Origin of the sequence: Bradyrhizobium sp. STM 3809 (assembly GCF_000239795.1) — a bacterium.
Taxonomy (GTDB): domain Bacteria; phylum Pseudomonadota; class Alphaproteobacteria; order Rhizobiales; family Xanthobacteraceae; genus Bradyrhizobium.
The window spans coordinates 1-23,651 of the sequence record NZ_CAFJ01000802.1 but is presented as its reverse complement, the minus strand read 5'-3'; the positions used below and the strand labels follow the sequence as shown (position 1 = coordinate 23,651).

Genomic DNA, 23,651 nt, shown 5'->3' with positions numbered 1-23,651 from the left:
GAAAGAAGAGAATAGGGAAAGATATGGCCGGAAAATCGCTTTCGATCGATCCCACCGTCGATCCCAGTGCCAAGCTCCATGAGGTGCACCTCGGCGCCTACACCGAAGTCGGTGCGCGCACCATCCTCCACGAGGTGACGATGGGCGACTACTCCTACGTCGTCAATGATGCGCAGATCACCTACACGACGATCGGCAAGTTCTGCTCGATCGCGGCCATGACCCGGATCAATCCGGGCAATCACCCGATGCATCGCGCGACCCAGGCTCACTTCACCTATCGGGCGAGCGCCTATTTCCCCGGCGAAGCCGACGATGCCGAGTTCTTCGCGTGGCGCAGGCAGCATCACGTGGACATCGGTCATGACGTGTGGATCGGCCACGGCGCCATCGTGCTGCCGGGACGCACCATCGGCACCGGGGCGGTGGTCGCCGCAGGGGCCATCGTCACCAAGGACGTGCCGGCCTACACCATCGTCGCCGGCAATCCCGCCCGCATCGTCAAGCGCCGCTTTCCGATCGAGATCGAGCAGCGGCTCATGCTCCTCGCGTGGTGGGATTGGAGCCATGACGCGCTCCGCGCAGCCCTGCCCGACTTCCGGCAGCTCGAGATCGGTACCTTCCTGAACAAGTACGAAGCGGCACTCGACGACGGACGCCAAGTGCGGCAGAGTGCCGCGCAATGATCGACATCTCCATCTCCTCCGGCCGCTGCCTGATCGGCTCGGACCTCGTTGACACCTCCCTGACCGTTGTCGACGGCGTCATCGACCAGCTCGATGCCACGGCGGCAGTCGCCGCGCTGTCTCTCGATGCATCCGGCCTCACGGTACTGCCCGGGATCGTCGACATCCATGGCGACGCGTTCGAGCGGCAGATGATGCCGCGCGCCGGCGTCGATTTCCCGATCGACATCGCGCTCGTCGACAGCGACCGCCAGGCCGTCAGCAATGGCATCACCACCGTGTTCCATGCCACCACATGGTCATGGGAGCCCGGCCTGCGCAGCGCCGGCAACGCGCGCCAGCTGCTGGAGGCGATCGAAGGCTTGCGCCCCCGGCTGGCCGCCGACACCCGCTTCCATCTGCGCCACGAGACCTACAATCTCGACGACGAGGACGAAATCCGTCAGCTGCTCGCCGCGCGGCGTATCGATCTGTTCGCCTTCAACGACCACATGGATTCGACGGTCGCAAGCCTCGACAAGCCGCACAAGCGCCAGCGCATGGTCGATCGCACCGGGCTGTCCGGCGACGAGTTCGATCGCCTCGTCGCCCGCATCGTGTCCCGCGGCGATGCGGTGCCTTCGTCGATCGCCCGGCTGGCCGAGACCGCGCGGCAGGCCGGCATCCGCATGCTGTCGCACGACGACGAAAGTCCGGAGATGCGCCGTGCGTTTCGCGCACAGGGCGTCTCGATCGCCGAGTTTCCGGTCAACGAGGAGACCGCGCGCGAGGCCGCGGCTGGTGGCGACGCGATCGTGTTCGGCGCTCCCAATGTGGTGCGCGGCGGCAGCCATACCGGTTGGACCAAGGCGAGCGACATGATCGCCAAGGGCCTGTGCTCGGTGCTGGCGTCCGACTATTATTATCCCGCTCCGCTGCTGGCCGCCTATCGCCTCGCAGCCGACGGCATTCTGCCGCTGGCCCGCGCCTGGAGCTTGATCTCGGCCGGCCCCGCACAGGCCGCCGGCCTGTCCGACCGCGGCGCGCTCGCACCCGGGCATCGTGCCGACATCATCCTGGTCGACGACAGCCTGCCGCTGCGTCCACGGATCGTCGCCGTGATCGCCGCTGGCCGCCTCGTCTGCCTCACCGAGTCGGACCGTCTCGGCACCAGGACCGCGCCGCGCGCGGCTGCGGCGGAGTGATCGTGATGGGCGGCTTCCCACGCTACGCCATCTACTACGCGCCCGCAGCCGAGACGGCGCTTGCCGCCTTCGGTGCCGATCTGCTCGGCTATGATGCCTCAACCGGGGCCGAAAGGGATTTTCCCAGCGCGGTCCTCGACGCGGTGCCGGATTGGGCGGAGCTGACGGCCGACGCGCGGAAGTACGGCTTCCATGCCACCCTGAAGGCGCCGTTTCCGCTGCACGATGCACGGACCGAAGCCGAGCTGACCGCCGCATGCGTGGATTTTGCGGCGAGGTCCAGGACCATACCGATCATCCGTCCTGTCGTCGATGCGATCAGCGGCTTCATCGCGGTGATCCCTCGCGAAGCAACACCGGCGCTGCAACAACTCGCCGCCGACTGCGTCGAGGCATTCGAGGCGTTTCGGGCGCCGATGAGCGCGGAGGACCGCGCCCGGCGCAAGCCGGAGCTGCTGACGCCGCGCCAGCGCGAGCATCTCGACCGCTGGGGCTATCCCTATGTCATGGAAGATTTCCGCTTCCACATGACGCTGACGTGCCGGCTGTCCGACGAGCGGCGGACGCCGATCCTCGCGATGCTCAAGGACCGTTTTGCCGCGCTCGATCTCGCCACGCTCGCCGTCGATCGCATCGCGCTGTTCCGGCAGACGGGCTCGACCAGCCGCTTCAGCATCATTGGCAGCTGGCCGATCGCTGCGCGCTAGATCAGTTCGACGCCGCCGCGAAATGCGGCGGGGATTGCGGATTGAACACCGACAGCGGCGGCGAGATGTCGGCACGGTCGCGCGGCAGGGCCTCGCGCATGTCCCGCTGCAGGAAGGCGATCAGCTTCTCGCGCACCTCGCAGCGCAGATCCCATGCCTGCGGTGCGTTGCGCGCGCTCACCAGAGCGCGCAGCTCCATGGTGCGCGCATTGGTGTCGACGACTTGCAGATTGACCACGGCCCCATCCCAGATCTTGGATTCCTTGGCCACCTCCTCCAGCCGCTTGCGGATGCGGGGCACGTCGGCCGCGTAGTCGACATGCAGCACCACCGAGCCGATCAGCGACGCCGCATCGCGGGTCCAGTTCTGGAACGGGCGCTCGATGAAGTAGGACAGCGGCACCACCATGCGGCGCCAGTCCCACAGCCGGATCACGACATAGGTCGAGGCGATGTCCTCGACCCAGCCCCATTCGTTCTCGATGATGACGGCATCCTCGATCCGGATCGGCTGGGTGACGGCGATCTGCACGCCGGCGATCAGGTTGCTGAGCAATGGCCGCGCGGCGAGACCGACGATCAGACCGGCAGCACCGGCCGATGCGAACAGGCTGACGCCATATTGCCGGACGGAGTCGAAGGTCATCAGCGCCGCCGAGACGGCGACGATGATGATCAGCGTGTCGATCACGCGCTTGAAGACGCGAACCTGGGTGACGTGCTTGCGGGCGAGGAAATTCTCCGTGATGTCGTCGCGAAAGCGCTGCAGGTAGCGGGCCGACACCATGTCGACGATGCGGATGGTGATCCAGCCGACCAGGGCGATGGTCGCCACCACGAACAGATGCGCCAGCGCGCGCCGCCAGCCCTCGCTCAGCGGCGCCAGCGGCAACACCAGGGCCACCGCGATCAGGCAGAGGGCCAGCCGCGCGGGGCCAGCCGTCCGTTGCAGGATCGGCAGCAGGATGGATTGGCGCGGCCCGATCGCCCGCTTCACCAGCGCACGGAGCAGCTTATAGACGAGCAGCGCGCCGAGGATGGCGCCGATGATCAAAGCCGGCCCGACCATCCAGTCGGGAACCAGCGCGGACAGCTGCTGCACGAGCGCCTGCATGCCTTGTTCTCCCTTGCGGCCTCAAGCGCTCTCAACTCGTGAGGCCGCCGGGAGAGTCGGACGGGAGCCGCAGCGCAGCATTCTCGTGCTGCATGGCTTCCTAGCTTGCGTGCAACGACTAGACCGCCTTCGTCAAGGCTCCGTCGATGATCAGGTTGGTTCCCGAGATGCGGCTGGCGAGCGGGCTTGCGAGCATCACCACGCCATAGGCGACCTCCTCGGCGGTTCCCATGCGTCCCGTCGGGTTGAGGCCCATCGCCATCTTGAACAGATCCGGCGATCCGTTCTCGATATTCTGCCAGATGCCGCCTTCGAAATAGGTGTTCCCTGGCGACACCGCGTTGACGCGGATGCCCTTGCCCACCAGCTGATGCGCCAGTCCCTTGGCATAGTGGATCAAGGCGCCCTTGATCGCGCCATAGGATCCGGCGGCGAAGTCGACCTCGAAGCCGGACACGCTGGAAATGATGCTGATCGACGCCGATTTGGATTTCTCGAGATAGGGAACGGCCGCCGCAATCGCGTTCACCGTGTGCATCATGTCGGTGCGGAAGGATTTCTCCCAGGTCTCGGGCGTGTCGCCGACAGCGAGCGCACTGACGTTGCAGACCACGCAATCGACGCCGCCGAGCTCCTTTGCCGCGCCGTCGACCCACCCCTTCAGCGCCACCGGATCGGCGACGTCGATGCCCTGCCCCCACGCCTTCACGCCCTTGGCCGCGAGCTTCGCCACCACCTTGCTGACCGCCTCGGCATCACGCGCGCAGATCGCGACGTTGGCGCCTTCGGCGGCGAACAATTCGGCGATCGCGAGCCCAATGCCCTTGCTGCCGCCGGTGACCAGCACGCTCTTTCCGGTCAATCCCAGATCCATAATCGTCTCCTCGTCTTTCGTGTGCTGTGTCAGCCGTGATAGCCGGCGAGCAGGGCCTTGTTGACCTTGCAGATGTAGGTGTATTTCGGATTGACCACCTGGGTGCAGCGCGCTTCCGCGACCTGGCCGAGCAGCATGTAGGCTTCGGGCGCCGGGATCTTCCAATCGTCCTCCAGCCAGTTGATCATCTCCTCGAACGCGATCCGCATCGCGTCCTCCAGGGGGCGCGCACAGCCGAGCGTGCAGATATGCGTCGGCGTCTCGATCCGCGGATGGTTCAGGCGCGCCGGTGCCTTGCCGAGCGAGACCTTGACGGTGAGGTTCGCCGCGATCTCGATCGCGCCCATGCCGTTGGCCTCGCCATCACCCTGGATCGCATGGCAGTCGCCGAGGAAGAGATGCGCGCCGTCCTTGTTGACGCGGAAGAACACCGAATTACCCGACGTGATCTCCTGCACATCGAGATTGCCGCCATGCGGACCGTTGTCGACGGTCAGCACGGCGCCATGCACCGGCGCGACGCCGGCGACGCCAATCATCGGCCGCACCGGCAGCTTCAGATGCTCGTTCCACAGCACGTGCCCATTCTCGACGGCGACGACGCGGGTCTGGATGCCGAACTCCTTGCGGCGGACCCAGTCGGGAAACATGCCGATGCCCGGCCACAGCGCGGTGAAGCCGAGGCGGTCCAGCTCCATGTCGAGAATGTCGAGCCGCAGCATGTCGCCGGCCTTGGCGCCGCGCACCTCGATCGGACCCGTCGCGCCGTTGACGTAGGGCAGCGTCACGTCGCTTTCGACCAGCTGCTGGCCGAGCGCGCGGATGGTGCCGTCATTGACGTTGATGGCGCACTCGACGACGAAGATTTCGCCGGGCTCGACGGTGGCGATGAACGCCTCGTCTCCCGAGAGCGCGTATTTGATGTTGCCGGCCTTGGCGATGCGCTTTGACATGATCACGATCACTCCCGCTTGGCTGCCGTTTCTGATGAATGATGATGGATCTCAGCGTAGCTGCCGGCGCCACGGCATCAACAGCTGCTCGATCTTGCCGACTGCGAAGGTCAGGATCAGCGCCAGCGCGATCGTTGCGACCAGCGCGGCGAAGACCTTCGGAATGATGTAGAGCGAGCCGGCCTTGAAGATGGCGTGGCCCAGCCCCTCGGACGACGACATGAACTCGCCGACGATGGCGCCGATCAGTGCAAATCCCACGGTCAGCTTCAGACCGGCGAAGATGTCGGTCAGCGAGGCCGGCACCACGAGCTTGCGGAAGATCTGAAACTTTGAAGCGCCGAGCGTCCGCAGCAGATTGATCTGGTCGGGATCGACGCCGGTCGCGCCCTTGTACGAGGTCACCAGCGCGACGATCACGACCGACAGGGTCGACATCGCGACCTTGGAGATCAGCCCGGTGCCGAACCAGATGATGATGATCGGGGCCAATGCGATGATCGGGATCGAGCCGAGCGCGATCACGAACGGCTCGACCACCCGCGAGACGAAGCGCGAATACCACAGCGACAGCCCGATCAGCGTTCCGATGCAGTTGCCGACGAAGAAGCCGAGCAGCGTCTCGAGGCCGGTCACATAGGTGTCGCGCCACAGGCTGCCGTCATAGGCCATCTGCGACAGGAACTTCGAGATCGCCGAGGGCGAGCCGAACATGAAGGCCGCCGCCTTGTTCTGGCCCGTTGCGTACTCCCAGAACGCGAGGAAGGCCGCGAGCACGACGAGCTGGGTCACGAGCACCCCGAGCGTGCCGCGCAGGCGCAGCCAGCGCCGCCCCATCCCCGCCGCGCGATCGATGGGACCCTTGGCGGCGGACGGCGTCGCCGTGGTGTCGATCTCGGCCGTCATTGCAGCACCACGTCGAGATCGGCCCAGATGCTGCGGACGTAGTCGCTGAAGCCCGGCGCCTGACGGACCGAAATCACGTCGCGGCGATCGGCGCCCAGCGCAATGTCATAGACCGCCTTGATCTGCGTCGGCCGCTTCGACAGCACGATCACCCGGTCGGCCAGCGACACCGCCTCCTCGAGATCATGGGTGATCAGGAGCAGCGAGCGCCGACCTTTCCGCACCAGATCGACCGTGTCGTTCTCGATCAGCAGCTTGCTCTGGAAGTCGAGCGCGGCGAACGGCTCGTCGAGCAGCAGCACATCGGGCTCGTTGACCAGCGTGCGGGCCAACGCCACGCGCTGGCGCATGCCGCCGGACAAGGTGGAGGGATAATGATCGGCAAAACCGTGCAGCCCGAGCTGGTCGAGCATGGCGCGGCAGCGGTCCTCGGCCTGCGCCGCCGGCACGCCGCGGATCTCCAGGCCGAGCATCGTGTTGCCGAGCGCGGTCCGCCACGGCAGCAGCAGATCCTTCTGCAGCATGTAGCCGACGTTCTGCGGCTGGCCTGCCACCTCGCGGCCGTGCCAGCGGATGCGGCCGGCATCGGGCGCGAGCAATCCGCACAGCGTGTTGAGAAGCGTGGTCTTGCCGCAGCCGGACGGGCCGACGATGCTGACGATCTCGCCTTCTCCCAAGGTCAGGCTGAGATCGCCGATGACCGGCACGGTGCGGCCGCCGTCGAGCTCGTAGCTCTTGGCCACGTGCTCGACGACGAGCGGGGGCACGGGCGCCGTTGTGGCGCCCGGCCCGAACTGCATCATGCCGCCGACTTCAGTCATTTGAGACTGGCGATCGCCTTCTCAGCAAACGAATTGTCGATGATCTGATCGAACGGCACCGAGCCCTTGGCGTTGCCGAGATAGACCTGCATCTCCATCAGGTTCGCCCACTGGTCCGTCTTGGTGATCACCGACTGCGCGGGAATGAGATATTTCAGCTCGGCGTCGATCGCCTTGTCGACGACCTCGCCAGGCAAATCGGGGAACTCCTTGCGGGCGACCTCCTTCGAGAACGCCGGGTCGGCATAGGTCTTGCGCGAAGCCTCCTCGAACGAGGTCACCAGCGCCTGCACCATCTCCGGATCCTTCTGGATCGTGGTCGGCAGCACCATGATGCCGGTGTTGCAGAACGGACCGATGTAGTTGGAGAAGTCGAACACCACCTTGGCGCCCTGTGCTTCGGCGGCTGCGACACTCGGCTGATACGCGATGGCGATGTCGGCCTGCCCGGCCAGCATGGCGGCGATTTCAGTGCCGGGATTGACCGGAACGATGGTCGCATCGACGCCGACTTTCATGCCCGCCTTCTCCAACAGCCGCTTGGCGACGCTGTAGTTGGTGTTGGGCTCCGGCGACGTCACGATCTTGAGGCCCTTGAAGCCTTTGGGATCGGTGATCGGCTCGAGCGTCTTGGACACGCCGAAATAATGCGCGCGCTGCACGACGGTGCCGACCACGACGCCGGGGCCGCCGTTCTCGCGCGAGATCTGCGCCATCGTGGCGTCGCCGATCGCAAAATCGGCCGAGCCGCCTAGCACGGCGGCGAAGGTCTGGGTGTCGCCGCCCGCGGCGCTCACCTGCATGTCCAGGCCGTTCTTCTTGAAGATGCCGGCATGCATGCCGACGTAGAGATTGATGTAGCCGAGATTGTGCACGGCCTCGCTGAAGCGGACCGTCTTGAGACCGGCGGCTACCGCCTTGCGGGTTCCGATCAATGTCGGTGCGGCCAGCCCCGCCGCGAGCGCGGCGGAGGTCGTGAGGAAACGACGGCGATCGACCGATGAAATTGCACTCGCGGAATGGGCCGAGACACGTTCGCTCATGGTGCAGAACTCCTCCCAGACGTTGAAACTTCGCGGGCAGAGTATGATCAGGCTGCCATGCATCAAGGCGAAATAACAGACGCGATCTGCTGAAAAGCTGACAAAACCGCGCGCGGCGAATTGCGCATCTGGATGCGACGCCCTCGCTCTGCCGAGCGCTTGTCGTTTGTCTGCCGCTTCTGCGGACGCTGTGGTCAAACGTGCATCGCAACACCGGCGATAATGTCAATTTTGCCACTAAGGCCGCACAAAGAAATTGCAGCTGCGCCATCGCTGAATGTGCAATCCAGCTTCGGCCGTTTGCATCGCGCGTATCAACTCAAGAGTGGAGCGCGCCATCGGCGCACGCTCCGCAGGCGCCCGCGCTGCTGTCACGAATCTGACGCCGTCCGCTCTCCCTCGGATGCGTCTCGTCACGTCTCCAACATCGTCTTCATTCGCAATCGCAACATACCCGTCGTGACTGTCGGCTTTACGACAACGCATTGATGTTGATAGCTAATGGCATATCGCTTGCAATGCACAATAAGCCTCGCTATTGCAGCGCAGAAATTTCTTGGAGTGCGACATGCTTGGAATTGGAAGTCAGCTGCCTTCGTTCGAAATCGTCGGCGTGAAGCCCGGTTTTCACCTGCAGGAGGAGAAGGGTGAAAGCGCCTTCGAGACCCTGACCGAGACCAGCTTCCCTGGGAAGTGGAAGATCATCTTCTTCTACCCGAAGGATTTCACCTTCGTCTGCCCGACCGAGATCGCCGAGTTCGCGCGCCTGTCCAAGGAATTCGCCGACCGTGATGCCGTCGTGCTCGGCGGCTCGACCGACAACGAGTTCTGCAAGCTGGCCTGGCGCCGCGACCACAAGGATCTGCACAAGCTGCCGATCTGGCAGTTCGCCGACACCAAGGGCTCCCTGGTGGATGGCCTCGGCGTGCGCTCGCCCGATGGTGTGGCCTATCGCTACACGTTCATCGTCGATCCGGACAACACGATCCAGCATGTCTATGCGACCAACCTCAATGTCGGCCGTGCGCCGAAGGACACGCTTCGCGTCCTTGACGCGCTGCAGACGGACGAACTCTGCCCGTGCAACCGCGAGGTCGGCGGCGAGACCCTGAAGGTCGCCTGATCATGTCGATCGAGCAGTTGAAGGACCAGATTCCGGACTTCGCCAAGGACGTCCGGCTGAACCTGTCGTCGATGGCGTCTGACGAGACGCTGTCGCCGCAGGCCAAATACGGTCTGTTCGTCGCCTGCGCGATTGCCACGCGCAATCCGACCGTGGCCGCGGCGCTGGAGTCGGTCGCCGCGCCGCATCTGTCGCCGGCGGGGTTGGCGGCGGCAAAGTCGGCCGCTGCGATCATGGCGATGAATAATGTCTACTACCGCTTTGTGCACCTTGCCGCGAACAAGGAGTACGCGACGATGCCGGCCCGGTTGCGGATGAACGTGATCGCCAATCCCGGCGTCGACAAGGCGGATTTCGAGCTGTGGTCGCTCGCGGTATCGGCCATCAACGGCTGCGGCACCTGCATCGACGCGCACGAAAAGGTTCTGCAGGACGCAGGCGTCCCCGCCGCCTCGATCCAGACGGCGGTCCGCTTCGCCGCCATCATTCAGTCGGTCGCCGTGGCGATCGAGGCCGCCGGTGTGACCGTCGCGCTGGCAGCCGAGTAGAAAAACGACCGGATATGTGAATGCGGCCGGCCCTGTCCGGCCGCATTTGCCTTTCGCCAACTCCCCTCATAGTTGCAACTTCGGCGGCGGCACCGCGATCGATTGTCAGCCTAAGCCGCTGATTGCGTGGTGAAGTTGCACCCCGGCGGCATTCTGGTACTCCGCGCATCCTCCTCTCCGCCCTGGCAGCGTCTGGCAGCTTCGCGCACAGCGAGCATTCGCCCGTCACGCCAGCCGGGAAATTTCCATCAAATAGCCTTACCAACTCACGCTTCCCGCCAAGAACATTGATCAGCTTAACGGCCAAGCAACATCCATTGTGACCAGGGCGCGCGAAAACAGTGGCGCGTGTGTCGGAAGGAAACCGGACCTGTCTGTAGCGACGCAAGCGTGGATTCATTTCCCCCGGGCTCGCAACATGCGATCATCCGACGGACTGCGCGTGCCTGACGCCCTGAAGCTCTCTCCGACGATCGGACCGCCGGAGACAGGAGGCTAGTGATGAGTGCTCCAGTTCAGAACGATCCGGACAAGCCGGCGCCGCCTTGGGCCAGCGAAGAGCTTCGTCGATATGCGCCGCGCCGGCGCCAGCCCGATGCCGGTCCGGCGCTGTACCAGTCTGTCGCCGATGACAGCCCGCTGCCCCACCATCTCGTTGCACGGCAGAACTCATTGCCGGCGCGGCCGCTCGCGATCGATTTCGAAGACGAGGAGGTCCGGCGCGCCTGGAGTGCGAAGCTGGATCCCGTGGTGATGCCGCTTCCGCCGGACGACACCGACAAGATGTCCCGGCTGGGCGTCCTCATCAAGGTCGGTGCAGCGGTCGGCATCGCCGCTTCGGTCGCCATGATCGTCGTGAACACGGTCTCCTTCGACACCGGCGGAGCCGCCCCGACGGGCAATCGGTCGATCATGCCCTCGACCGTGCTGGAGAGTCTCGCCCAGATCGATCCTGCCGAAGCCAAGGTCGCCCAGGAGGAGCTGCCACAGACAGTGGCTTCGCTGGCGGCGCCCAGCGCGACCGACATGACGAGCCGCAGCTGGCCGTCGGCTCCGCAATCGCCGGCGCCGATGGTTGCCGCACCGCCAGCGGCGCCTGCCGCTGCAGCCGTCGCCCCGCCCCGCCCGACCGTGCCGCTGCCGCGCGAGGAGGTCGATTCGCTGATGAAGCGCGGACGCGAGCTCCTCGGCGCCGGCGACGTGGCGAGCGCGCGCCTGATCCTGACGCGGCTGTCGGACGCCGGCATCGCCGACGCCTCGCTTCTGCTGGCGCGCACTTATGATCCGAACGAGCTGACGAAGTCGCGTCTCCTCGGCGCCGTCCCTGACGCCGCCAAGGCGCGCGCCTGGTATCTCAGAGCTGCGGAGCAAGGATCGCCGGAAGCCAACCGACGCGTCTCCGCGTCACGCTGACGGCTTCAACTCGGAGCGCTCGAACGCGATCCGGACCGCCCGGCAACAAGGGCGGCCGCGTTGGCCTGCGCGCATAAGCCATACCACCAACGGGAGGATTGATGATGCAGGGCATCGACGCTGTGATTCGCGCCGATCTGGCCACGGAACGAAGCCGTGGCTTGCCGCGGCCTGTTCACCCGGTCAGTCGCATCGCGAGGATCGGAAAGGCCGCCACAGGCCTCGTCCTCGCCCTCATTCTCGCATTGCACGTCGCTCAGCCTCGCGCAGCCGAAGCAGCCGGCAACGACATCCGCATCGGCAACACCATGCCCTATAGCGGCCCCGCCCTCGCCTACGGCGTCATCGGCAAGACGATTGCTGCGTATTTCAACAAGATCAACGCCGAGGGCGGGATCAACGGCCGGCGCATCAACTTCATCTCCTATGACGACGGCTACAATCCGCAGAGGACGGTCGAGATGACGCGCAAGCTCGTCGAGGAGGACAACGTCCTCCTGATGTTTGCCAGTCTCGGCACCGCGACGAGCCTCGCCGCCCGCCCGTATCTGAACGCCAACAAGGTGCCGCAGCTGTTCGTCGCCTCCGGCTCCTCGCAATGGGACCAGCCGCACGACTTTCCCTGGACCATGGGATTTCAGCCGAGCTACCAGACCGAAGCGCACATCTTCGCGCAATACCTGCTCGAGACGCATACCAGGGGCAAGATCGCGATTCTCTATCAGGACGATGATTTCGGCAAGGATTACATCAAGGGCCTGAAAGACGGTCTCGGCGGCAAGATCCCGGTGGTGGCCGAAGCCGGCTACAAGGTCACCGATGCCAACGTCAACCAGCAGATCGCAACGCTGAAGGCCTCGGGGGCCGACATCCTGCTCGACGTGACGACTCCCAAATTTGCGGTCATGGCGATCCGACGTGTCGCCGAGATCGGCTGGCGTCCGGATCACCTCATCACCTCGGTGTCGGATTCCGCGTCTGCGGTGATGCTGGCTGCCGGCGCGCAGAACTCGGAGGGCATCCTGTCGGCCAACTACTTCACCGACGAGGACGACGCGGCAACCACCGACGATATGGCTCACCGCGAATGGGCCTCGTTCATGGACCGCTATCTGCCCCAGGTGTCCCGCAGCAACGGGCTGGCGATCTACGGCTACATCGTCGCCGAAACCATGGTCGCCGTCCTGAAGAAGTGCGGTGACGACCTGTCGCGCGAGAACATCATGAAGCAGGCCTCCTCGCTGAAGGGGCTTCGCACGTCGATGCTGCTGCCGGGCATTACGATCAACACCAGCGTCCACGATCACGCACCTCTCGAGCAGATGCAGATGATGCAGTTCATCGGCGGCAAATGGCAGCGTTTCGGGCCGGTGCGCAGCGGCATCGATCCCGGAACGATCAGCGATTCCTTCAAGACGATCTTTCGCTACGGCACGGCCAAGAAGGATCTGGCCAACCAGCTGAACGCCAACACCGTGACGCTGATGACCGGATCGTTCGGCAGCACCTACGCCAACATGGGCGCCGACCTCGCCTCGGTCCTGGACAAGGGCGCGGAGCTGCGCGTCCTGCCGGTGATCGGCCGCGGCTCGGTGCAGTCGGTCGCCGACATCCTGCTGCTGCGCGGCGTCGACGCCGGCATCATCCGCAATGACACGCTCGCCTTCCTCGAACGCAAGGACTTCGCCAACAATGTGCGCGAGCAGCTGGCCTACGTCGCCAAGCTGTTCAACGAGGAGATGCACGTGGTGGCGCCGAGATCGATCACCAGCCTCAGCGAGCTCGACGGCAAGACCATCGCCGTCGACCTGCCCGACGGCGGAACCTTCGTCACCTCGATCAACGTTTTCGAGCGGCTCGGGATCAGGCCGCATCTGCTCTACATCGAACCGCGGCTGGCGGTGGACATGCTGCGCCGGGGCGACATCGACGCGATCATCGCGGTCGAGGGCAAGCCGCTGCAATGGCTCAGCCAGATCAATGATCCGAACCTGCACCTCGTACCCGTCGAGTACGACAAGGCGTTGCGCGACGACTATCTGCCGGCGCAACTGTCGGCCGAGGACTACCCGAACCTCGTCAGCGCAGGCGCGCCGGTGAGTACGATCGCAGCCGAAGCCCTGCTGGCCTCCTACAATTGGCAGCCCGGCAGCGATCGGCATCGCCGGCTGTCGCTGCTGGTCGAAGCGCTGTTCAACAACCTTCAGGCGCTGCAGCGCCCGCCGTTTCATCCGAAATGGCTGGAAGTCGCACCGCTGGCGCCGGTTGCCGGCTGGACGCGGTTCAAGACGGCGCAGGACTGGCTCGACCGCAACATGCCGGCGGCCCAGGTGATGGGCGCCAATGCCCAGGTCAGCGAGCCGCAGCCGGGCGCGCCGCCCGACGCGAGGCTGTTCCGCGAATTCCTCGAATGGCGCGCCAACCGGCAGAAGCGGCCGGCGGCTCGGCCGCCGCAATGATCGATCCGCGGCGTCAGGCCGCCGCCCGGACGATCCTGACCTGCACGTCGCAGGGACGCGCAAGATAGGGCGCGGAGGTGACGAGCACGTCGGCCCCGGCTGCGGCATAGGCAGCCGCGTTCAGCGCATTGACGCCGCCGGCGGCCGCAACGATCGGCCGCAGCGGCATGGTGGCCAGCGCCGTCATCCGCTCAACCAGCGCGGCGATGTCGGCAGGGGTGAACTTCTCCGCCTGGATGACGTCGAAGCCGGCCGCCGCTGCCGCCACCGCATGCTCGACGCTCGTCACCTCGATGACCAGCCGTTTCTCTGGGGCGGTACGGCGCAACCGCTCGGCGATGTCGGCCAGCGGCGTCTCACCGAAGAACGCGCGGTGCTCGGGAAAGACGAGAATCGTCTCGGACAGGCCGAGCCGATGCATGACGGCTCCGCCCGCCTTCACTGCGGCGACTGCAAACGGCTTCGTGCCGGGGACGTTCTTGCGCGTGCATGCCACCGCAATGCCGGGCCTCACCGCGCGCGCTGCCGCGACGATGGCCGCGGCCTCGGTGGCGACGCCGGACCAGATCTCGACCAGCGTCTGCGCCACTTTCCAGCTGCGTAACAGACCGGCCGCAGCCCCGCTCGCCCTCAGGATCGGTGCGCCCTTCTCCAGCATCGCACCGCTGTAGGCCAGACGCTCGACGCGGCAACCGGCAAGCTCGATCAGCGCGGCGGCCTCCTCCGCCAGCGCCAGCACCATCCGGTCCCGGGCCGAGAACAGCATCTCGCCCGGCATCGCGCCGATCCCGAGCGCCTCCGTGGTCAGATCGCCATACGGGACATCGTCGCGCAGCAGCGCGTCCAGATCATGGTAGGAAGCGGTGGCCGGCACGTGCGACATCTCCTCTTTGTCCGGAGCACATAATCCCGATATAACGACGGCGCCCTGCGCGCTCCCGATCGCCGGTCCCGCCCGGTCCGGACGGCCGAGCCCGACGGCACCGATAGCCTGAGGTCCTCCCATGACGCCGCACCAGCAGTCCGAGCCGGCAGAGCTCAACCCGCCACGCCTGGCCGCGGTTCTCTATGGGCCGGGCGACGATGCCGACACACTGCTGGACGATTTCGTCCAGGTCCTCCAGCGGCGCGGCGTGCGCGTCGGCGGCATCGTCCAGCGCAATACGAGGGATGAGATCGGCCGCAAGAGCGGCATGGATGTGATCGATCTCAGCAATGGCGACACGATCTCGATCTGCCAGGACCTCGGCAGCGGATCCACGGCCTGCAAGCTCGATGCAGCCGGTCTTGCCGAAGCCGGCATGGCCGTTCATCGCGCCATCGCGGCCCATGCCGACCTCATCGTCATCAACAAATTCTCCAAGCAGGAGGCGTCGGGAAGCGGATTGCGGGGCGAACTGGCCGACGCGATCACATCCGGCATTCCCGTTCTGACGGCGGTGCCGCAGAAATGCATTGCGGATTGGCGCGACTTCACCGGCGACTTCGGCACTTTGCTGCCGCCGTCGCGCTCGGCCATGGACGCATGGTGGCTGACACTGAGCCCGCGCTGGGCGCGCGCCGACTGAGCCACGCTCCCTCGCCGCTCTCATCGACGGCTATTTGCCGATCATCACGTCCGACGACTTGATCACGGCCGAGACGCGATCGCCGACGACGAGCGCGAGCTCCTCCACCGCTTCATTGGTGATTGCCGAGAAAACCGTCAGCCCCGGAGCGAGCTCCACCTTGACATGGGCCGTCGTCGCCCCCTTGGAGACCGAGATCACCGTTCCCGGCAGGACATTCCGTGCGCTCAGCTTCACGTGTCTCTCCTTATCCTCATCAGCACCGCTGCTGTGGACCGATGAAAGCAGAGCGGGCGTCCATGTTCAATGAGCTATATCAATGACGATATAGGTTGCGACGGAGGTCGGAGCGCCGCATGGCATGCGCCGCCCCATCCGCCGCGGCGTTCAGCCGAACTTGAACAGCACGCCATAACCGCCGCGAGGATAGCTCCACTCGATGTCGCCACTGGCCTCGCCGATGACGCGGCAGGTGCCGCATTCGATGCAGCCATCGACCGTGATCTCGACCTGGCCCGAGTCGTTCAACTCGTAGCAACGCGCCGGGCAGGCCTTGAGAAGCGCCTTCAGCTGCGGGCTCGGCGTGGTGTGCGGACGGACCTTGATGTGGGCCCGGCCGGGATCGACCTGGTAGCGATTGTAGAACAGCTTGTCTTCGACGCGCACTGCGACTTCCGTGCTCATGTCCGATCTCCCTTGGCCTCGTCTGTTGGTTCAGTCACCGATTAGCGCCACGCCCGGGCAAACTTGAAGGCATCGCCGAACAGGCCGGTCCACGACCTCGCGCTGACGAATGAGCGCAGCATGCTGCTTTCCTTCTCCTTCTTCGGCGTGCCGTCGACGCGCACGAAGTTCTGCATCGCCTTGGAGACGAGCTGCGGATAGGTCAGGAAGAAGTTCTGCGACTGGTTATGCAGCAGTGCCGGCATGTCCTTGTACTTCTTCAGGTCCTTGATGACAAAGGACTCCTCCAGCATCTTCTTGTAGAGCGCGAGGTTCTCCTTGGTCATGGGATCGCGGCGCGACTTCACCTGGAAGATCGCTTCGGCTGCGATGCGGCCGGAAGTCATGGCGAGGTTCGAGCCTTCGCGATGGATTGCGTTGTTGAGCTGGGCGGCATCGCCGACCACGACCCAGCCGTCGCCGCAGAGCTGCGGGATCGCGTTGTAGCCGCCCTCCGGGATCAGATGTGCCGAATACTCCTTGACCTCGGAGCCTTCGATCAGCGGCGCGACCGACGGATGCTGCTTGAAGCGCTCCAGCAGGCCATAGGGCGTCTCGCCGGTCTTCTGGAAGTCGGAGACGAGGCAGCCGATGCCGAGCGAGATGCACTCCTTGTTGGAGTAGATGAAGCCCATGCCGGTCATGCCGCGGGAGATCGTGCCGGCGGCCTCGATGACCGCGCCCTCGTCGCCCTTGAGGTTGAAGCGCGCCTCGATCGTCTCGCGCGGCAGGAAATGCATCTCCTTGACTGCGAGCGCGACATTCTCCGGCTTCGGCCGCTCACGGAGGCCCGCGCGGGTGCCGAGCAGGCCGTTGACGCCTTCCGCCAAAACGACCACATCGGCATGGATCTCACCGTCACGGCGGTCGGTCTTGACGCCGATCACCTTGCCATAGGCATCCTGCGCCAGTTCCGTCACCGTGGTCTCGCACAGCACGGTCGCGCCGGCTTCCTTGACCTTGGAGGAGAACCATTTGTCGAACTGCGCACGGATGATGGTGTAGCGGTTCGGCTTCTCTTCGTTGAAATCATCCGACTTGTAGTGCAGTCCGACATGCGACTTGTCGTCGAGCATCCAGAAGCGCTGCTCGACGAGATGCCGCTCCAGCGGAGCTTCCTCGCGGAAATCCGGAATCAGCTTCTCCAGCATGTCGGCATAGAGGATCGCGCCCTGCACGTTCTTCGAGCCGGAATACTCGCCGCGCTCGAGCTGCAGCACTTTCATGCCGCGCTGGGCCATGGTCAGCGCAGCCGCATTGCCGGCCATGCCGGCGCCCACGACGATCGCGTCGAAACGTTCCTCGATCATTGCCCTGCTCCTCTGGGTTGCCTAGCTTGCGATGCGGTCGCGCGAATGCGGCGACAGGCGTGCGCGGAACGCCTCGGTCAGCGCCGGCAGCAGCCGGATCGCATCCGTGACGATGCCGACATGTGCGAAGTCGAAGATCGGCGCGTTCTTGTCGGTGTTGATGGCGACGATCAGATCGGCGCCCTCGACGCCGACGCGATGCTGGATCGCGCCGGAAATGCCTGCGGCGATATACAGCTTCGGACGGATCGTCTTGCCGGTCTGGCCGATCTGGCGATCGGAGGTGACCCAACCCTTCTGCACCAGCGGCCTGGAGCAGCCGAACTCGGCGCCGAGCACCGCAGCCAGCCCCTTGACGAGTTGGAAGTTCTCGGGCGAGCCGAGGCCAAGACCGCCGGCGACGACGATGTCGGCATAGGCGAGATTGGACTTGGCGGAGTCGCGATCCGGAATGAAGGACAGGATCTTGGTGACGATGTCTTCCTCGACCAGGCCGAGCTTGTGCTCGATGATCCGGGTCGCCGGCTTCTCGACGCGGTCGGGCATCGGCATCACGCGGGGACGCACGGTGGCCATCTGCGGCCGGTAGTTCAGCGTGTAGATCGTGCAGAGCAGCGAGCCGCCGAAGGTCGGGCGCGTCGCCGCCAGCGATCCGTCGGCGTCGACGTCGAGCTCGGTGCAGTCGGCGGTGAGACCCGTCAGCAAGGTGGTCGCCACCGAGCCGGCGAGGTCGCGGCCGAGCGTGGTGGCGCCGAGCAGCAGGATCTCCGGCTTGAAGGTGTTGACGGTGTCGGTCAGCGCCTTGGTGTAAGCCTCGTTGCGATAGTCCATGAGGACCGCGTCGGCGACGATGTAGGCGAGATCGGCGCCGTAACAGAACGATTCGGCCGCGGCATGCTGGACGGCTTCGCCGGGTGGTCCGATCACCACCGCCGCAAGGTCGACCTTCAGCTTGTCGGCGAGCTTGCGGCCGGCGCCCATCAGCTCCCAGGACACGGGGTGAACCTGACCGCGCTCCTGCTCGATGAACACCCAGACGTGCTTGTAGGCCTTGAAGTGCTCCGGCAGCTCCTTCTTGGTCGCGGCGCGACCGGCTGCGGCGGGCGTTGCTTTGGTGGGTTCGCTCATGGTCGTCGTCCCGTGTGCCTGAAACCGATGTCGGATGCGAAAGTCAGAAGCCGTGCGCCGAGGAAATCAACTCGGCCTCGAGCTTCGGCTGCCGCTTGAACAGTTCCTCGATCAGCGCCTCCGCCGGCGGCTTATTGCTGAAATCGACGAAGACCGCTTTCTCGGCGCGCGCCGACGGTGCGAACACGCGCTTGACGATGGTCGGCGAGCCTTTCAGGCCGCATTTCGAGATGTCCTCGACGCCGGCATCCTTGGCGCTCCAGGTCACGATCTGCGCGCGCGCCGCGCGCAGCGCGTCAGCCATGCCGCCGCGGCGGATCTCGTTCGTCGCCTCCAGCATCGTGACCAGGCAGGGCAGCCTGGTCTTGAGCACCTGCACACCCCCTTCCGAGCGGCGCTCGGCCTCGATGGTGCGCGCGGCCGGATCGACCTCGTTGATCCTGGCCACATAGGTCAGCTGCAGCAGGCCGAGACGCTTGGCGATCCCGGGACCCACCTGGGCGGTGTCCCCGTCGATGGTCTGCTTGCCGGTGAACACGATGTCCGGCGCGCCGAAGGTCTCGCTGATCTTGCGGATGGCGGTCGCCAGCGCATAGGTCGTCGCCAGCGTGTCGGCGCCGGCGAAGAAGCGGTCGGTCAACAGCACGGCACGGTCCGCCCCATAGGTCAGCGCGCGGCGCAACGAGTCTTCGGCGGATGGCGGCCCCATGGTCAGCACCGTGACCTCGCCGCCGAACTTGTCCCGCAGCTGCAGCGCCGCTTCGAGCGCGAACAGGTCGTAGGGATTGATGATGGTCGGCACGCCCTGGCGCATGATGGTGTTGGTGACCGGATGGACGCGGATCTGCGCGGAGTCCGGGACCTGCTTGATGCAGACGACGATATGCATGCGATCTCTCCGGTGTAGGGCCTGCGATGAGGACAGCAATTGTCGTACCAGTTTAGATCGCGGCCAATTTCATCGCCGTTTCAACGCCTTGACCGAGGCACTTGAAATTCTGCTGAGATGTCCTGCAGAGGTCCGACACGTCGCAAGCAACACGCGTCGGGAATGCGACAGGACGTCAATTGACTCAGTTTGCTCACGAACAACAACGCCGCCGGCAGGACCGGCGGCGCGTGCGCATGTCATGATGAGTTCGTCCGCTACTTGAGCGTCGTCAGCGACACGAACGGCTTGGGTGCCGGCTTCGGCGGCGCGACGGCTTCCTTGAGCACTTTGAAGACACGCTGATCGAGCGGCGTCGAGACGACGAAGTCCTGATAGGCCTGCGCCAGGAATGATTTGCACCGCGTTGCGATCTCCTCGTTGGAGACGCCGGAAAAATCCTCGCTGACCAGATACTGCCCCATCCGCCTGAGGATGTGCAGACGGCAGACGTTCAGTACCTTGGGATCGTAGTCGACGCCCAGCAGCTTGAAGAACTCCTCCGCCGCGGACGTCTGCTTCAGTTGTTCGAGCACATTCGGTGTTGCCGCACTCATTGCTTCGCTCCTTGAGTCAAAGTCGGATCAACCTCGCAGCCATTGATCGGCGCTGGCGGCGGCGGTCCCTGGCGAACCTTCTGCCGGACATGCGCGAGCTGCGCTTCGAGGAACTCGATGCGGTCGAGCATCACCGACAGCGCCTCGCCGACCGGATCAGGCATGAGGTGATGATCGAGATCGATGCGACCGACGGTGCGGCGATGCGTGAACTCCGGCCGCACCACTTTCGCAGGGATCCCGACCACGGTGACATCTGGCGGCGTGCTCTGGATCACGACGGAGTTGGCGCCCACACGCGTGCGCGGCCCGATCGTGATCGGCCCGAGGATCTTGGCGCCGGCGCCGACGACGACGCCGTTCTCCAAGGTCGGATGCCGCTTGCCCGGCGACCAGGACGTGCCGCCCAGCGTGACGCCGTGATAGAGCGTGACATCGTCGCCAACCTCGGCAGTCTCGCCGATCACCACGCAGGCCCCATGGTCGATGAAGAAGCGCCGACCGATCTGCGCGCCCGGATGAATGTCGACATTGGACAGGAAGCGGCCGAGCCATGACAGCAGCCGCGCCGGAAAGCGCCAGCCGCTGATCCAGAAGCGGTGGGCGAGGCGATGCCAGATCAGCGCATGGATGCCGGGATAGGTCAGCAGGGTCTCGATCTCGCTCCGCGCTGCCGGATCGCGCGAGCGAACGCAGCCGATGTCCTCGCGGATCAGGCGGAACAGCGAGGGCGGGCTCGCCTCGATGGTGACGGGCTTGGCAATCGGGTGGTCCACGACATCGGTCATGATCAGGCAAAGCTCGCGTGCGGGTGATCACAGACTTCGCGCCAGATGGCGGCGACGGCTTCCTTCGGCACGGGCCCCTTGTGGGCGACCGCATGCTTGCGTACCCGCGCCAGAATGCGTTGCGCCTGGTCGGCGCTCGCCGGCAGGCGCAGATCCGACAGCAGCGACGTGATCGCGGACAGGCCCGAGTGCTTGCCGATCACGATCCGGTTGGAGCGGCCGAACAGCATGGGGTCGAGCGCCTGGTAGGTGCGCTGGTCCTTCAGCAGGCCGTCGACGTGGATCCCGGACTCGTGGGTGAAGACATGCTCGCCGACGATCGCCTTGTTGAGCGGGATGGCGCGCGCAGCAGCGGCCGCGACGACATTGGCGACATGATCGAGCTCGGCGAGCACGATGCCGGTCTCGCGGCGGTAGAGCTGCCGCAGCGCGACGGCGACCTCCTCCAGCGGCGCGTTGCCGGCGCGTTCACCGAGGCCGATCACGGTGACAGATGCGTGCGTCGCGCCGGCCTTGACCGCAGCCAACGTGTTGGCGGTGGCGAGGCCGAGATCATCATGGCCGTGAAATTCGATCTCCAGGTCCGTGGTCGCGCGCAAGGCCCCGACCAGGGCCGACGTCGCGTCGGGATCGAGCACGCTCAGCGTATCGGCGACACGGAAGCGGCGCGCACCGAGCGCCCTCGCGGTTGCGATCACCTCGGCCAGGAAGCCGACATCCGCACGGGACGAATCCTCGCCGCCGACGGCAACGTCCAATCCCCGGCTCCGTGCGTAGCCGACCACGCGCTTGAGCAGCTCCAGCGCGACGCTGCGGCTGCCGCCGAGCTTGGCGGCGATTTGCACGTCGGATGTCGGGATGGAGACATTCACCATCGAGACTCCAGCGGCGATGGCGGCATCGACATCCGCCTCGCGCATCCGGCACCAGCCGATGATGGTCGCCGGCAGACCGGCCTCGACGATCGCGCGGATCGCAGCGATCTCGTCGGCGCCCATCGCCGGTGTGCCCGCCTCGATCTCCGGCACGCCGGCACGCGCCAGCGCGCGGGCGATCGCAACCTTCTCTCCGAGAGCAAACGCGACACCCGGCGCCTGCTCGCCGTCGCGGAGCGTGGTGTCGTTCAGGATGACCCGGGGCATCGGGCTTCCGGAGGGAGGGCTCCCGAGAGCGGAGCCGGCATCCCGTGCATTCCTGATGATGGTCTTGGGCCCGCGCGATCCGAAGACGTCAGGCATTCACTTGCTCCGTCGCAACCTGTGTCGACCGCCAGAGCGCGACGCTCATTGCGGCCTGTCAGTCACTCAGCAACGGCCATGCCAGGGCCGAGCACCGCCCTAATCCACTGAATATGCGTGACTTTTACGAACGGCGAGGATTGTCGGATTCGTAACAGGGTCGGAAATCGGACGCGGCGACGATAGGGATCCTGCGATGTCAGCCCTGGCGCGTGCGGCGCAGGTGAATGACGACGTCGATCCGCTCCATGGCGTAGCCCGGCAATGGCTCGGGCAAGTGATCGAACGCGACCACATCCGGCACGTCGACGAGCTCGCCCTCGTCCTCATAGAAGAAGTGCGGATGCACGGTGGTGTTGGTATCGAAGAACGAGCGGGAGCCGTCGACGCCGATCTGGCGCAACAGGCCGAGCTCCACGAACTGATTAAGGGTGTTGTAGATGGTGGCCTGCGAGATCTTCATGCCGGTCGCGACCGCCTCGGCATAGAGCACGTCGGCGGTGATGTGACGGTTGCCATTGCCGAACAGGATGCGGCTGAGCTGCTGGCGCTGCTGGGTCGGTCGCAAGCCGGCCAGCCGCAGCGCGTCCTCGCAGCGGCGCATGAGGGCCTCGCCAGCCTCGCAGGTCTCCGCTTCAGGACAGCGTCCGTGGTCGGAGTTGCAGGGGGATCCAAGCTGGGGGTCCATCAACATCGTCGCAGTCCTCGACCTCACATGGCGGCGCTGGCCGCCTCCTGCAGCGCCACCTCGCGTCGCCGCTCCGCCATCCGGCTCTCACCGCTCTCCTCGCCGAAGCAGAGCTGGAAATCGTTGCACTGGGTGCAGACCGGCGTCGTGCACATCACGAAGCCGTCGTCCTCGCACAGCATGCGATAGAAGAAGCGCTTCCAGCGCATGTTTCTCGTGTTGCGGCTAGCCAGCGGCGCGAAATGGCGCATCAAGAGCCGTGACAGTTCGGAGCGCTCGCGCAGACCAAGGTCTTCCCACAGATGGTTCGGTTCCATCGCGCGCCGTGCGACCATCGCCGCGAGCCAGCGGCTGACGTCGCCCTCGGTCGAGCGTTGCGCGGCGAGCAGATCGCGCACCATCGCGATCTCGTCGTCATCGGGCGCCGGCGCGAGGCCATTGATCGGCAGCCAGGACGAATCGATCGAGGCAGCCGGAAACATCTGCGCCAGCAGCGCAATCAGCTCGACGGTCGAAAGGCCGGCGCGCTCGGCCAGCGCGCCATGCTCCATCGCCGAAACCGCCAGAATCGATGCGATGACGTGGCGGTCGAAGCTGGTATCGTTGTCGATCACGGCGTCAGCCGGATCGCAGCCTGTCAGCAGGCGATAAATCGCGCGGCCATGATGCCCCTTGTCGTCCTCAAAGGGTGTGCCCGAGGCTCGCAGATGGACCGCGGCGGCGTGCGACGTATCGACAATGGCGATGGTCATGGCGCGAGCTCCAACTGAGGGCTGGTGGCGACTTGCGAAGAGATACCGGCCTTCCGACGGAAGGAAGGCCGGTACCAAGACTGCTTAAGCCGTTGCGGCGAGTTCGGCGGCAGTCTTTCCGATCTGGCTCTCGTCCACGG

At 65.4% G+C, this 23,651-nt stretch carries 25 protein-coding genes; 8 read left to right on the top strand and 17 right to left on the bottom strand.

The window, feature by feature from the left end; all coding sequences use genetic code 11:
• Positions 1–23: 23 nt before the first annotated feature.
• Genes BRAS3809_RS34070 through BRAS3809_RS34060 form a run of 3 tightly spaced genes read left to right on the top strand, consistent with a single transcriptional unit; the run spans position 24 to position 2,577 of the window.
• Positions 24–686, top strand: coding sequence for an LbetaH domain-containing protein (locus BRAS3809_RS34070; RefSeq protein WP_008966564.1), 663 nt, complete (start codon positions 24–26; stop codon positions 684–686).
• Positions 683–1,870: an alpha-D-ribose 1-methylphosphonate 5-triphosphate diphosphatase gene (locus tag BRAS3809_RS34065; protein ID WP_008966563.1), complete on the top strand. Its 1,188-nt coding sequence runs from the start codon at positions 683–685 to the stop codon at positions 1,868–1,870. The genes BRAS3809_RS34070 and BRAS3809_RS34065 overlap by 4 nt, the downstream gene beginning before the upstream one ends.
• 5 nt (positions 1,871–1,875) lie before the next feature.
• Positions 1,876–2,577: a DUF1045 domain-containing protein gene (locus BRAS3809_RS34060; RefSeq protein WP_008966562.1), complete on the top strand. Its 702-nt coding sequence runs from the start codon at positions 1,876–1,878 to the stop codon at positions 2,575–2,577.
• 1 nt (position 2,578) lies between these two features.
• On the opposite strand, the gene BRAS3809_RS34055 is transcribed toward BRAS3809_RS34060, so the two are convergent.
• The 6 genes from BRAS3809_RS34055 to BRAS3809_RS34030 all read right to left on the bottom strand — a co-directional run bounded on the left by BRAS3809_RS34055 (position 2,579) and on the right by BRAS3809_RS34030 (position 8,288).
• On the bottom strand, positions 2,579–3,691 hold the full coding sequence (locus BRAS3809_RS34055) for a mechanosensitive ion channel family protein (RefSeq protein WP_008966561.1): 1,113 nt from the start codon (positions 3,689–3,691) through the stop codon (positions 2,579–2,581).
• Positions 3,692–3,809: 118 nt separating this feature from the next.
• Complete coding sequence (locus tag BRAS3809_RS34050; protein WP_008966560.1) at positions 3,810–4,565, bottom strand: SDR family NAD(P)-dependent oxidoreductase; 756 nt, start codon at positions 4,563–4,565, stop codon at positions 3,810–3,812.
• A gap of 29 nt (positions 4,566–4,594) precedes the next feature.
• Positions 4,595–5,518, bottom strand: a complete 924-nt coding sequence (locus tag BRAS3809_RS34045; protein ID WP_008966559.1) for an acetamidase/formamidase family protein — start codon at positions 5,516–5,518, stop codon at positions 4,595–4,597.
• 51 nt (positions 5,519–5,569) lie between these two features.
• Positions 5,570–6,424: an ABC transporter permease gene (locus BRAS3809_RS34040; protein WP_008966558.1), complete on the bottom strand. Its 855-nt coding sequence runs from the start codon at positions 6,422–6,424 to the stop codon at positions 5,570–5,572.
• Positions 6,421–7,224 carry an ABC transporter ATP-binding protein gene (locus BRAS3809_RS34035; RefSeq protein WP_008966557.1) on the bottom strand — a complete coding sequence of 268 codons (804 nt, stop codon included), beginning with the start codon at positions 7,222–7,224 and terminating at the stop codon, positions 6,421–6,423. Before BRAS3809_RS34035 ends, BRAS3809_RS34040 begins: the two co-directional genes overlap by 4 nt.
• 17 nt (positions 7,225–7,241) lie before the next feature.
• Positions 7,242–8,288, bottom strand: a complete 1,047-nt coding sequence (locus BRAS3809_RS34030) for an ABC transporter substrate-binding protein (protein WP_008966556.1) — start codon at positions 8,286–8,288, stop codon at positions 7,242–7,244.
• A 568-nt stretch (positions 8,289–8,856) separates the two neighbouring features.
• On the opposite strand from BRAS3809_RS34030, the gene BRAS3809_RS34025 reads away from it, so the two are divergent.
• The 4 genes from BRAS3809_RS34025 to BRAS3809_RS34010 all read left to right on the top strand — a co-directional run bounded on the left by BRAS3809_RS34025 (position 8,857) and on the right by BRAS3809_RS34010 (position 13,831).
• Positions 8,857–9,411, top strand: a complete 555-nt coding sequence (locus BRAS3809_RS34025) for a peroxiredoxin (RefSeq protein WP_008966555.1) — start codon at positions 8,857–8,859, stop codon at positions 9,409–9,411.
• 2 nt (positions 9,412–9,413) lie between these two features.
• Positions 9,414–9,959: an alkylhydroperoxidase, AhpD family gene (gene ahpD / locus BRAS3809_RS34020; protein ID WP_008966554.1), complete on the top strand. Its 546-nt coding sequence runs from the start codon at positions 9,414–9,416 to the stop codon at positions 9,957–9,959.
• Between the two features lie 501 nt (positions 9,960–10,460).
• Positions 10,461–11,372: an SEL1-like repeat protein gene (locus BRAS3809_RS34015; RefSeq protein ID WP_008966552.1), complete on the top strand. Its 912-nt coding sequence runs from the start codon at positions 10,461–10,463 to the stop codon at positions 11,370–11,372.
• 101 nt (positions 11,373–11,473) lie between these two features.
• Positions 11,474–13,831: an ABC transporter substrate-binding protein gene (locus BRAS3809_RS34010; RefSeq protein WP_008966551.1), complete on the top strand. Its 2,358-nt coding sequence runs from the start codon at positions 11,474–11,476 to the stop codon at positions 13,829–13,831.
• A gap of 13 nt (positions 13,832–13,844) precedes the next feature.
• Here BRAS3809_RS34010 and modD read toward each other — a convergent pair whose 3' ends face one another.
• A complete protein-coding gene (gene modD, locus BRAS3809_RS34005) occupies positions 13,845–14,714 on the bottom strand; it encodes a ModD protein (RefSeq protein WP_502685690.1) in 870 nt (289 codons plus the stop codon).
• Positions 14,715–14,835: 121 nt separating this feature from the next.
• Here modD and BRAS3809_RS34000 point away from each other — a divergent pair, with 121 nt between their 5' ends.
• Entirely contained in the window at positions 14,836–15,399 is a 564-nt protein-coding gene (locus BRAS3809_RS34000) for a DUF2478 domain-containing protein (RefSeq protein ID WP_008966549.1), read from the top strand.
• A 30-nt stretch (positions 15,400–15,429) separates the two neighbouring features.
• Here BRAS3809_RS34000 and BRAS3809_RS33995 read toward each other — a convergent pair whose 3' ends face one another.
• The 10 genes from BRAS3809_RS33995 to BRAS3809_RS33950 form a co-directional block, all read right to left on the bottom strand.
• Positions 15,430–15,636: a TOBE domain-containing protein gene (locus BRAS3809_RS33995; RefSeq protein WP_008966548.1), complete on the bottom strand. Its 207-nt coding sequence runs from the start codon at positions 15,634–15,636 to the stop codon at positions 15,430–15,432.
• 150 nt (positions 15,637–15,786) lie between these two features.
• Positions 15,787–16,083, bottom strand: coding sequence for a ferredoxin family protein (locus BRAS3809_RS33990; protein WP_008966547.1), 297 nt, complete (start codon positions 16,081–16,083; stop codon positions 15,787–15,789).
• Between the two features lie 41 nt (positions 16,084–16,124).
• The gene (locus BRAS3809_RS33985) at positions 16,125–17,432 is read right to left on the bottom strand and encodes an FAD-dependent oxidoreductase (RefSeq protein ID WP_008966546.1); all 1,308 of its coding nucleotides are present in this window, start codon (positions 17,430–17,432) and stop codon (positions 16,125–16,127) included.
• A gap of 21 nt (positions 17,433–17,453) precedes the next feature.
• Entirely contained in the window at positions 17,454–18,560 is a 1,107-nt protein-coding gene (locus BRAS3809_RS33980) for an electron transfer flavoprotein subunit alpha/FixB family protein (RefSeq protein WP_008966545.1), read from the bottom strand.
• 43 nt (positions 18,561–18,603) lie between these two features.
• Positions 18,604–19,449, bottom strand: coding sequence for an electron transfer flavoprotein subunit beta/FixA family protein (locus BRAS3809_RS33975; protein ID WP_008966544.1), 846 nt, complete (start codon positions 19,447–19,449; stop codon positions 18,604–18,606).
• Between the two features lie 257 nt (positions 19,450–19,706).
• Positions 19,707–20,045: a nitrogenase stabilizing/protective protein NifW gene (gene nifW / locus BRAS3809_RS33970; RefSeq protein ID WP_008966543.1), complete on the bottom strand. Its 339-nt coding sequence runs from the start codon at positions 20,043–20,045 to the stop codon at positions 19,707–19,709.
• Positions 20,042–20,833, bottom strand: a complete 792-nt coding sequence (gene cysE, locus BRAS3809_RS33965; protein ID WP_008966542.1) for a serine O-acetyltransferase — start codon at positions 20,831–20,833, stop codon at positions 20,042–20,044. Before cysE ends, nifW begins: the two co-directional genes overlap by 4 nt.
• Positions 20,834–20,835: 2 nt before the next feature.
• Positions 20,836–21,975: a homocitrate synthase gene (nifV, locus tag BRAS3809_RS33960; RefSeq protein WP_008966541.1), complete on the bottom strand. Its 1,140-nt coding sequence runs from the start codon at positions 21,973–21,975 to the stop codon at positions 20,836–20,838.
• 295 nt (positions 21,976–22,270) lie between these two features.
• On the bottom strand, positions 22,271–22,765 hold the full coding sequence (irrA, locus tag BRAS3809_RS33955) for an iron response transcriptional regulator IrrA (protein WP_008966540.1): 495 nt from the start codon (positions 22,763–22,765) through the stop codon (positions 22,271–22,273).
• A 17-nt stretch (positions 22,766–22,782) separates the two neighbouring features.
• Positions 22,783–23,511 carry a nitrogen fixation protein NifQ gene (locus BRAS3809_RS33950; protein WP_008966539.1) on the bottom strand — a complete coding sequence of 243 codons (729 nt, stop codon included), beginning with the start codon at positions 23,509–23,511 and terminating at the stop codon, positions 22,783–22,785.
• Between the last annotated feature and the right edge of the window lie 140 nt (positions 23,512–23,651).